Annotated in this window: 9 protein-coding genes; all 9 read right to left on the bottom strand. The window is 65.6% G+C overall.

The annotated features are described in order from the left end of the window. Positions 1-183: 183 nt before the first annotated feature. A complete protein-coding gene (gene lipB / locus QZY03_RS21795; protein WP_295584557.1) occupies positions 184-813 on the bottom strand; it encodes a lipoyl(octanoyl) transferase LipB in 630 nt (209 codons plus the stop codon). A 32-nt stretch (positions 814-845) separates the two neighbouring features. Then, complete coding sequence (locus QZY03_RS21790; protein ID WP_295584553.1) at positions 846-1,154, bottom strand: DUF493 domain-containing protein; 309 nt, start codon at positions 1,152-1,154, stop codon at positions 846-848. A 222-nt stretch (positions 1,155-1,376) separates the two neighbouring features. After that, the gene (locus tag QZY03_RS21785) at positions 1,377-2,570 is read right to left on the bottom strand and encodes a D-alanyl-D-alanine carboxypeptidase family protein (protein ID WP_295584551.1); all 1,194 of its coding nucleotides are present in this window, start codon (positions 2,568-2,570) and stop codon (positions 1,377-1,379) included. 79 nt (positions 2,571-2,649) lie between these two features. Then, positions 2,650-3,807, bottom strand: coding sequence for a septal ring lytic transglycosylase RlpA family protein (locus tag QZY03_RS21780; protein ID WP_295584549.1), 1,158 nt, complete (start codon positions 3,805-3,807; stop codon positions 2,650-2,652). A gap of 214 nt (positions 3,808-4,021) precedes the next feature. Continuing rightward, positions 4,022-5,143: a rod shape-determining protein RodA gene (gene rodA, locus QZY03_RS21775; protein ID WP_295584547.1), complete on the bottom strand. Its 1,122-nt coding sequence runs from the start codon at positions 5,141-5,143 to the stop codon at positions 4,022-4,024. Continuing rightward, a complete protein-coding gene (gene mrdA / locus QZY03_RS21770) occupies positions 5,133-7,022 on the bottom strand; it encodes a penicillin-binding protein 2 (protein WP_295584544.1) in 1,890 nt (629 codons plus the stop codon). Before mrdA ends, rodA begins: the two co-directional genes overlap by 11 nt. Before the next feature lie 3 nt (positions 7,023-7,025). Next, complete coding sequence (gene mreD, locus QZY03_RS21765) at positions 7,026-7,514, bottom strand: rod shape-determining protein MreD (RefSeq protein ID WP_295584542.1); 489 nt, start codon at positions 7,512-7,514, stop codon at positions 7,026-7,028. Next, the gene (mreC, locus tag QZY03_RS21760; protein WP_295584555.1) at positions 7,511-8,422 is read right to left on the bottom strand and encodes a rod shape-determining protein MreC; all 912 of its coding nucleotides are present in this window, start codon (positions 8,420-8,422) and stop codon (positions 7,511-7,513) included. The genes mreD and mreC overlap by 4 nt, the downstream gene beginning before the upstream one ends. 26 nt (positions 8,423-8,448) lie before the next feature. Further along, complete coding sequence (locus tag QZY03_RS21755) at positions 8,449-9,495, bottom strand: rod shape-determining protein (RefSeq protein WP_295584539.1); 1,047 nt, start codon at positions 9,493-9,495, stop codon at positions 8,449-8,451. Positions 9,496-9,877 lie beyond the last annotated feature (382 nt).

Here is a 9,877-nt window from a genome sequence, read left to right as displayed (position 1 = left end):
CTCCGGCCGCGATAAGGCCACCGCAGCGTCTGAGTTCACGGCGCGCCCCCATCGCGGCCGGAGGCCGCTCCCACGAAGGATTTTGACGCTGAGCGCTCGCTCCTGCTCTAGCCTTCGTACCTGATACCCCGTGTAGGGGCGGGTTTAAAACCCGCCCCTACGTCCGGCTATCACGTCCGACGGCTATACGGCTTGGCGCAGCACCCGCTGCAAGGATGCGCCCAAGGCCGCGGCCGTCGCCTCGAAGTCCACCGCGGGGATCAGGTCCGCAAGCTGGGTGACCGCGAGCCCCGGATAGCCGCAGGGGTCGATCCGCTGAAAGGGTTCGAGGTCCATAGCGACATTGAGCGCCACGCCGTGATAGCTGCAGCCGTGACGGACCCGCAGGCCGAGCGCGGCGATCTTGGCTCCGGCCACATAGACGCCAGGCGCATCCGGGCGGGCGCCGGCGGCGATGCCGGTTGCGGCGAGCAGCTCGATCACCGCCTGCTCCAGCAGGTGAACCAGGCGTTTGACGCCAACCCCGGAGCGGCGCAGGTCGAAGAGCAGGTAGGCGATGATCTGACCGGGACCATGGTAGGTCACCTGACCGCCGCGATCGGTCTGCACCACCGGAATAGCACCCGGATCGCGGACATGCTCCAAGCGGCCGGCCTGGCCCAGGGTAAAAACCGGCGGGTGTTCCAGCAGCCAGATCGCGTCCGGGGTGTCCGCGTCGCGCGCGTCGGTGAAAGCACGCATGGCCTCCCAGGTGGCGCGGTAATCCTGGAACCCGGCCAGACGGCGGACGATGAGCGGTGCCCCGGCGTTCATTCCCGACTGAATGGTGATGTCCGCCAAGCGCCCTACAGTGCCCAGACCACCCGCTCGTCGGCGGTGAGGTCCTGATAGATCGCATCGAGTTGGGCCCGGCTCTCGGCCTGGATGGTGACGGTGACCGCCAGCCACTTGCCGCCGCTGCTCTCGCGCAGGCTGACGGCGGCTTCGTCGAAGTCCGGGGCATGTCGACGCACGATCGCAATGACCCTGGCCGCGAAATCGCCCTCCGCCCGCCCAGTCGCCTTGATGGGGAAGCTGCAGGGGAACTGAAGCAGCGTCGGCGCGGCGGACGCCGGCTCGGACAGTGGTTCGATCGGTTGAGACATTGCCGACATGCACCTTGGTTTGTGAGCGGCGAGCGAGGGCAACGCCAACGAGTAACGCCTCAGAAATAGGCTAAACAGTGAAGACAATCGTTGTCGTTGTCGTAATCGGAGAAGCGATTCGATTACGACAACGACAACGACAACGACAACGACAACGACGCCAAAGGCGTTTCCTGATGGACCTGTTCAGCTGATCGATGAACGGTTCCTAAGGTCGATCACGCCGCAGAATCAAAACCACTGCAACACGGTATCCCGCGTCCGTTCCCACAGGCCACCCTCGGCCACGGCCTCGAGCGCCACCAGGGGCACCCGTGAGATTTCCACGCCGGCCAGGGTGACGACAATATCACCCAGGCGGGCACCCTGCGCGATGGGGGCGGTGAGCGTCGGCGCCTGGTCCATGCGGGCGCTCAACTCCGCGTAGCGGCCACGCGGAATGGTTGCCAGAACATCACGCGCCGGACCGATCGGGATCTCCTCCCGATCGCCCTTCCAGACCCGCAGGCTTTTCACCGGCTCGCCGCCCGGATAAAGCCGATGGCTCTCATAGAACCGGAAGCCATAGTTCAGCAGTTCCAGACTGTCGGACGCACGCGCCTGCGGATTCTTGGCTCCCAGCACAACCGACACCAGACGCATGTCATCGCGTTTGGCGGAGGCGACCAGACAATAGCCGGCGTTTTCGGTATAGCCGGTCTTGACCCCGTCCACGGTCGGATCCTGCCACAGCAGACGGTTACGGTTGTGCTGCTTGATACCGTTGTATTCGTACTCCTTGGTTCCGTCCCACACGTAGAATTGCGGGAACTCACGGATCAGGGCGACAGTGACCTTGGCGATATCACGGGCGGTGGTGTAGTGGTTGGCGTCGGGCAGCCCGGTGACGTTCACGAAGTGAGAATTCGTCATCCCCAACCGTTGGGCCTGGGCATTCATCAACTCCGCAAAGACCTGCTCACTGCCCGCCACATGTTCGGATAAGGCGACGCTGGCATCGTTGCCGGACTGGATGATCATGCCTTTGAGCAGATCCTCCAGACCGACCCGTTTGCCGACCTCGACGAACATCTTTGAGCCACCGGTGCGCCAGGCGTTCTCACTGATCAGCACCTGGTCGGTCAGGCGCACATGCCCTTCGGCCAGTTCCCGATAGAGGGTGTAGCCGGTCATGATTTTGGTCAGACTGGCCGGCTCCAGCCGCAGGTCGGCGTTGGACTCAGCCAGCACGGCCCCGGTGTTGAAGTCGACCAGGAGGTAACCCTTGGCCTCGATCTGGGGCGGGGCCGGGATGATCGGCGCGGCCTGAGGGGCGGTCGGGGGAGTGATTGACGGGTTGGTTGGGGTGCTCGATGCCCCCTGCGCCCCAAGCCACGCGGGCAGGAGAGCAATCAGACACAGCAGCAGCGCGGGATGCAACTTCATGGGGGGTAATCGGAGACTCGCGGTGGTAACAGGCGAATGGCGCTTAATTCTAACCGTGCGCCGGGTATTTGGCACCGCCTCAGTTCCAGACCCGCCGTGGCTCGGTCACGCCAAGGGTCGACAGCTTGGCGGACACCCGCCGCGCCTCGCCCTCCGATCCAAAGGGGCCGACGCGGACTTTGTAAAGACTGGCGCTGCCCTCCGCGGGGCGCTGCACACGCACTTGCTCGGCCAACTGGGCCGTCAGTCGCTCACGCAGCCGCTCGGCGTTGCGCGGATCGCCAAAAGCGCCGACCTGGAGATAGAGCCCCTCCTTCCCTGCCCCGCCGACCTCCGCGGCGACCGCTGGAGCCGAGGGCGCAGCGGCGGCCGTCCTGGTGTCGGACGCTGAAGCGCGCTTCGATGCCACGACCTCCTCCCCGCCATCCGCCAATTGCGGCCGAGACGGCGCCTTGGTGTCGGTCGCGGGCGGCGTCGGCGGCTTGGGTGCAATGGCGGCGAGTGCCGCGGCGACGGCCCGCTCGCGCGACGCGGACGCTTTGGCCGGGGCCGACGTTCGCCGCGGTGCCGCACTGGCGGCCACCGTCGGCGAACGGACCGGTGGCTGTTTGGCCGCCAGGAAGGGACCGGACGAGGGTCTGGTGTCGGTATCCGGTCGTGCCGGATCGATGGCCCGGACCTCGACCAGCGCCGTGCCATTTGAGACCACGCCGATCTTGGTAGCCGCGGCATAGGACAGATCGATGACCCGCGGCCCATGAAAAGGACCGCGGTCGTTGATGCGCACGACCGCGCTGCGGCCATTTTCCACGTTGGTGACACGGGCATAGGTCGGCAGGGGCAGCGTCTTGTGGGCTGCCGTCATCGAGTACATGTCATAGCGCTCGCCGGAACTGGTTTTTTGCCCGTGGAATTTTTTTCCGTACCAGGACGCCATCCCCCGCTCCACATGCCCCTGGCTGTCCTGCTTGGTGTAATAGCGCTTACCGCGGACAACATAGGTCGCCATGTTGCCGTACCTGGATCGGGGTTCCACGCGCGGGACCGCATCCGGCGTGTCGCCCAAACGCGCATTCCGATCATCGGGTGCGCCATCCGCTGTACCGCCCCCCTGGCTGGCGCAGCCGCCCAGTGCCAGGAGCAACCAACAGATGCCGACCGCCTGCAGGGCACCGGCGGCGACGGCAGATCGTCGGCCGCTGAGCGCCTGCTGAAATCTCGCGTTGCGCGCGTTCATTGGACAATTCCCCCGGTATTTTCGGTAAACGCCACAGCGTGAATGCCTGGCCAGCCGCGCTGGCGCCGCCCGCCCCTGGTTCCGCGTCAAGCGCTCCACTGAAGTCATTGCCGTGGTCAAGGCTGCGCGCACGCGCACCCACGCGGACGGCCAACGGGCGCCTCACTTATCAGGCATTACTTTGAGTATATCCGCAAAGATGCTCAATACAAAGCTATTTGCGGTGGGTCTGGATCGCCATCAACATGCCGAAACCAGCCATCAGCGTGACCATGGAGGTCCCGCCGTAACTGATCAGCGGGAGCGGCACACCGACCACGGGCAGCAAGCCGGTGACCATGCCGGTGTTAACGAAGACATAAATGAAGAACACCAGCGACAGCCCCCCGGCCAGCAGCCGCCCGTAGGTGTCCGGGGCGTTCACCGCGATCACGAGCCCGCGGTAGATGATGAAGAGATACAGGGCGAGCAGCACCAGAATGCCGAACAACCCGAACTCCTCTCCGATCACCGCAAAGATGAAATCGGTGTGACGTTCAGGCAGAAACTCCAGGTGCGACTGGGTGCCGTTCAACCAGCCCTTCCCATGCAGGCCGCCGGAGCCGATGGCGATCTGCGACTGGATAATGTGGTAACCGGACCCGAGCGGATCGGACGCGGGGTCCAGAAAGGTCAGAACCCGCTGGCGCTGATAATCCCGCATAGAGTGCCACAGCAGCGGCGCCAAGGCCCCCGCGGCCCCGCTGGTCAGCAGGATGAAACGCCAGCCCAGGCCCCCGATGAACAGCACCGTGATCCCCGCACCGGCCACCAGGATCGCGGTGCCCAAATCCGGCTGTTCGGCGATCAGCACCACGGGGACCAGGATCAGCAGGGCGACCGCCAGCACGCGCGGCAGACCCGGCGGCAAGGGCCGCGCGGCCAAGACCCAGGCGGCCGCCATGGGCACGGCGAGCTTGAGCAGTTCCGATGGCTGAAAACGCACCACCCCCAGGTCAAGCCAACGCTGGGCACCCTTGCCCACGTCGCCGAACAGCAGCACCGCCAACAACATCAGAACACCCAGCACATACAGCGGGAGCGACCAGCGACGCAGGTGATCGGGCGAGACCTGCGCCAGCACGAACATCAGTCCGAACGCCAGGGCGAGCCGCAGCAACTGGCGCTCGACCACCGCGAGGTCGCGGTCCCCGGCACTGAACAGGACAGCCAGACCGAAAGCGCAGAGCAACAGCAGGCCCCCTAGGAGCGGGGTGTCGAGATGCAGACGCCGCAAGATCCCCAACCGCGGGTCGACCAACGACTGGAGACTGGATGACCCGGGCCTAGTCGCCATCGACTGGTCCCGGGTCGCTCATCGGCGTGGACCCGCCGAGATAGGCATCCATGACCTGGCGCGCCACCGGGGCCGCGGTCGACCCTCCATGCCCGCCGTTCTCCACGATGACCGCCACGGCAATCCGCGGGTCCTCGACCGGGGCGAAGGCGATGAACAGCGCGTGATCACGCATCCGCTCATCGATGCGCGCCGCGTTATACGACTGGTTCTGACCCAGGGTGAAGACCTGCGCGGTGCCGGTCTTGCCGGCAATCCGGTAGTCCTGACTGCGGATGCCTTTAGCGGTCCCCCGCGCACCCTCCACCACCTGAGTCATGGCATGGATGATCTGGTCCCAGCGCTGCGGGTCGGCCACATCGATCCGGTGGGCGACCACCGGCAGGTCCTCCGCCGCGGGCGCGCCCGGCAGTTGGGCGCTACGCGCGACACGCGGCTGGAAAAACTGTCCACGGCTGGCCAGGCTCGCGGTGGCGACCGCGAGCTGCAAGGGGGTGGCCAGAAAGGCGCCCTGGCCGATCCCGACGATCAGCGTCTCGCCCGGATACCAGATTTGTTTGCGCACCTGCTCCTTCCACTCCTTCGACGGCACCAGCCCACTCATCTCGCCGGCCACGTCGATCCCGGTGCGTGCGCCAAAGCCAAACCCGCCCAGAAACGGCTTGAGACGCTCGATCCCGATCGCATGGGCGAGATCGTAGAAATACACATCACAGGATTGCACCAGCGCCGGCTCCAAGGTCACGGATCCGTGCCCGCCGCGCCGCCAGCAGCGATAGCGATGACTCTGGCCGGGAAGCCGGTAATAGCCGGGGCAGTAGGTGGCCTTGCGCGCGTTGGTCACCTCGGTCACCAGCCCGGCAAGTCCGACAAAGGGCTTGACCGTCGACCCCGGCGGGTACTGACCGCGAACCGCCCGATTGTAGAGCGGTTTATCCGGCGAATAGAGCAAGGCGTGATAGTCCTTCTGCCCGATACCCTCGACGAACGGGTTGGGATCGAAGCTCGGTTGACTCACCAGCGCCAGGACGCCGCCGGTGCGTGGGTCCACGGCCACCACGGCCCCACGACGATCGCCCAGTGCCCGCGTGGCGGCGCGCTGCACCTCGATATCCAGAAACAGGTGCAGATCCCGACCCGGCACCGGCGGCTTGCCTTCCAGTGTCCGCAGGACCCGTCCGCGGGCGTTCACCTCCACCTGCTGATAGCCGACGTGCCCATGCAGCAGTGACTCATGCGCCTTTTCCACGCCGCCCTTGCCGATGAAATTGGTCCCGGCATAGTCGCTGGTATTGATGCGCTCCATTTCCTGCGTGTTGATCCGCCCCACGTAACCGAGGACGTGGGCCGTCAGCGCGCCATGCGGATAGGTGCGCAGCAGTTCCGCATGGACCTCCACGCCGGGAAAGCGATAGCTGTCCAGGGCGAAGCGGGCCACCTCCTCCGGAGTCAGATTAAGCCGCAGCGGCACGCCCTGAAAGCGCACGCGCTGACGTTTCATCCGCGCGAAGCGTTCCCGGTCCTTGTCGTCCACGCGGATGATGGCGGCGAGGGCGCCGATGGTCGCGTCCAGATCGACGACTTTTTCGATGGTGACCTCGAGCGAAAAGGAGGGGTGATTGTCGGCCAGGACGACGCCCTTGGCATCGTAGATCAGCCCGCGGGCGGGCGGGACCGGCTGCACCTTGACCCGATTGTCCCGCGACAACACCGAGAAGTGTTCATGCTCATGAACCTGCAACCGCGCCAACCGCGCGGCCACCACCGCGAGTGCGGCGAAGACCAGGACCCCCGCGATGATGGCGCGCGTAGCGACCAGGCGCTGCTCGCGTTGCCGGTCCGCAAGCCTGGAATCCACCGGCCAGGAATCACGCGGCATGGCTCAGCAGGCCCCCGCCCGGCGCCCGAGGTCACGCAGGACCGCATAGGTCCAGGGCCACAGGCCGGCGCCGATGAAGGTGGGAGCCCAGTAGATCAGGGTGGGGGTCGGCGCCGCGGTGGCACCGAGCACCCACAGGTACAGCAGCCGCTCCACCAATAACAACACCCAGACGAACAGGGTTTGTTGCCACAAGGGAAAGATGCGCAGCCGCTGGTGAAGCTCCACCACCAGATAAACGACCACCGAGAACCCCAGGGCATGGTGACCGAGCACCGCACCGGTCATCACGTCGAGCACCAACCCGGCGCCAAAGGCCCAGAAAACGCCCACCCGTTGGGGCAGGGCCAAGGACCAGAAGATCAGGGTCAGCACCACCCATTGGGGCCGAAAATCCTCTATCCAGCCGGGCATCGGCAGAATGCTGAGGAACAGTGCCGCCAGGAGACTGACGACGATCGCCCAGGTGCCGCGCCGGACATCCTCGTTCAAGGCGATGGCCCGGCCGGCATCGGCTCGCTCAGGCCGGAACCCGGCACGCTGGAACCGAGGCGAGCGGAACGGTCGCGGACGTCCGGACGCTCGTCGGGGGTCAGGGTCCAGACCAACAAGACCTCGCGGCTGCGATCCAGCCGGGCGGTGGGTTCCGCCTTGACCGCGGTGAAGGGGTTGTCCGGCTCATGCCCGACCGCCGTCACGCGGGCCACCGGATACCCTGGCGGGAAGCGCCCGCCCATTCCGGAGGTGACCAGCAGATCGCCGATCCGGATATCCGCATTCTTGGGAATATGCAAGAGATCCAGCTCCTGGCTGAGACCGGTACCGGCGGCAATGGTGCGTAACCCGTTGCGATTCACCTGCACGGGGAGCGCATGATCCGCATCGGTAATCAGCAGAACGGTGGCTGAAAACGGGTTGGTTGCGACCACCTGCCCCATCACGGCGTTGGCATCCAGCACCGGCTGACCCACATAGACCCCCGAGTTGGTCCCCTTATTGATCAGGACTTGCTGCCGATAATCGGCCAGGTCCACTTCCAGGATCTCCGCGATCAGGACCCGCTCGCCGATCTTGAAGGATGAACCCAGGAGGTCACGCAGGCGCATGTTCTCGGCCTCCAGTGACGCGAGCTGCTGGAGACGCGCGCCGAGGAGCATGTTCTCACGCCGCAAGGCCTGGTTCTGATTGCGCAGCCGACGCTCGTCCACCAGTCGGCCCTGGGCGCCGCGGATATAGCGGATCGGCAGATCCGCCAGCAATTGCAGCGGATAGACCACGACGGCCACGGCCGCGCGCACCGCCCCCAAACGTTGGTAGCGATCGTCAGCCACGATCAGCCCGAGCGCCATGAGAACCGCCAGGATCACCCGGAAGGTGGGCGACGGCCCATGGAGAAACAGTGGTTTGATCGGAGAAAACCGCCCCGCTACTCGGTAGCGAGCAAGTCGATCGCCCGGGTGTCGAGCATCTCCAGGGCTTTGCCGCCGCCGCGGGCTACGCAGGTCAGCGGGTCCTGCGCCACGATCACCGGCAGGCCAGTCTCTTCCTCGATCAGCCGATCGAAGTCGCGCAGCAAGGCGCCCCCGCCGGTCAGCACGATCCCCCGCTCAGCCACGTCCGAACCCAGTTCCGGCGGGGTCTGCTCGAGCGCCGATTTGACCGCGCCGACGATCCCCGCCAGGGGCTCCTGCAGGGACTCCAGAATTTCGTTGCTGTTGAGCGTGAAACTGCGCGGGATGCCTTCCGCCAGATTGCGCCCACGGACTTCGATCTCGAGCACCTCGTTGCCGGGGAAGGCCGAGCCGACCGCGTGCTTGATCCGCTCCGCCGTGGCCTCGCCAATCAAGGTGCCGTAGTTACGGCGGACATAGTTGATGATGGAGTCGTCGAAGGTGTCCCCGCCGATCCGCACCGAGTTGGAATACACGATGCCGTGCAGCGAAATCACCGCCACCTCGGACGTGCCGCCGCCCACGTCGATCACCATGGAGCCACGCGCCTCCTCCACCGGCAGTCCGGCACCGATGGCCGCCGCCATCGGCTCCTCGATCAAATAGACCTCCCGCGCTCCCGCGCCGGCCGCGGATTCCCTGATGGCCCGCCGTTCCACCTGGGTTGAACCGCAGGGCACGCAGATCACCACCCGCGGGCTCGGGCGCACCATGCGCGTCTCGTGCACCTTGTGGATGAAATATTGAAGCATCTTCTCGGTGACGGTGAAGTCCGCAATCACGCCATCCTTCAGCGGGCGGATGGCGGTGATGTTCTGCGGCGTGCGCCCGAGCATCAGCTTCGCCTCCTCGCCCACCGCCACCACCGTCTTCGCTCCCCCGGCACGGTCCTGACGAATCGCCACGACCGAGGGCTCGTTGAGCACGATGCCCTGACCGCGAACATAGATCAGGGTGTTGGCGGTTCCCAGGTCGATCGCCAGATCGGTGGAGAACATGCCACGAAAACGTCTGATAAACATCAGTAACTTACCTTAGCAACTGGGGCGCTTGACAGCACCCTGAATAATCCGGGGCGCGGCGACAGGGTTTCCCGAAGAACGATCGGAAGCGAGACTCCGACCGACCAGGCCCGCGGACAGGTCCGACACCAATCAGCGACAGCGCGGGCCCGCCGGTCTTCGCACCCGCCGGGGGATGGTTCAGGATAGCCGGCTAATCTAACAACGCGTGCTGAACTCGGCAAGGCGCTGCACGCGTCATCAGCAGTTCCAAATTTGGGTGGCCGCCGCCAACAGCGTGTCGGCAGCGAGGCCAATGGTGGATGCGCTGCGCTTATCCACCCTACAGAACCGGCCCCGCTGTAGGGTGGATAAGGCGCGCCGCTCGGTGTCAGGGACCCGG

This window comes from uncultured Lamprocystis sp. (assembly GCF_903933125.1).
Lineage (GTDB): Bacteria > Pseudomonadota > Gammaproteobacteria > Chromatiales > Chromatiaceae > Thiodictyon.
The sequence above is the reverse complement of the archived record's forward strand: the minus strand, read 5'-3'. Positions and strand labels throughout refer to the sequence as shown.

Excerpts from the sequence above, each read along its gene's own strand:
- lipB (WP_295584557.1), bottom strand. The coding sequence starts at position 813 with ATGAACGCCGGGGCACCGCTCATCGTCCGCCGTCTGGCCGGGTTCCAG.
- QZY03_RS21790 (WP_295584553.1), bottom strand. The coding sequence starts at position 1,154 with ATGTCGGCAATGTCTCAACCGATCGAACCACTGTCCGAGCCGGCGTCC.
- QZY03_RS21785 (WP_295584551.1), bottom strand. The coding sequence starts at position 2,570 with ATGAAGTTGCATCCCGCGCTGCTGCTGTGTCTGATTGCTCTCCTGCCC.
- QZY03_RS21780 (WP_295584549.1), bottom strand. The coding sequence starts at position 3,807 with ATGAACGCGCGCAACGCGAGATTTCAGCAGGCGCTCAGCGGCCGACGA.
- rodA (WP_295584547.1), bottom strand. The coding sequence starts at position 5,143 with ATGGCGACTAGGCCCGGGTCATCCAGTCTCCAGTCGTTGGTCGACCCG.
- mrdA (WP_295584544.1), bottom strand. The coding sequence starts at position 7,022 with ATGCCGCGTGATTCCTGGCCGGTGGATTCCAGGCTTGCGGACCGGCAA.
- QZY03_RS21755 (WP_295584539.1), bottom strand. The coding sequence starts at position 9,495 with ATGTTTATCAGACGTTTTCGTGGCATGTTCTCCACCGATCTGGCGATC.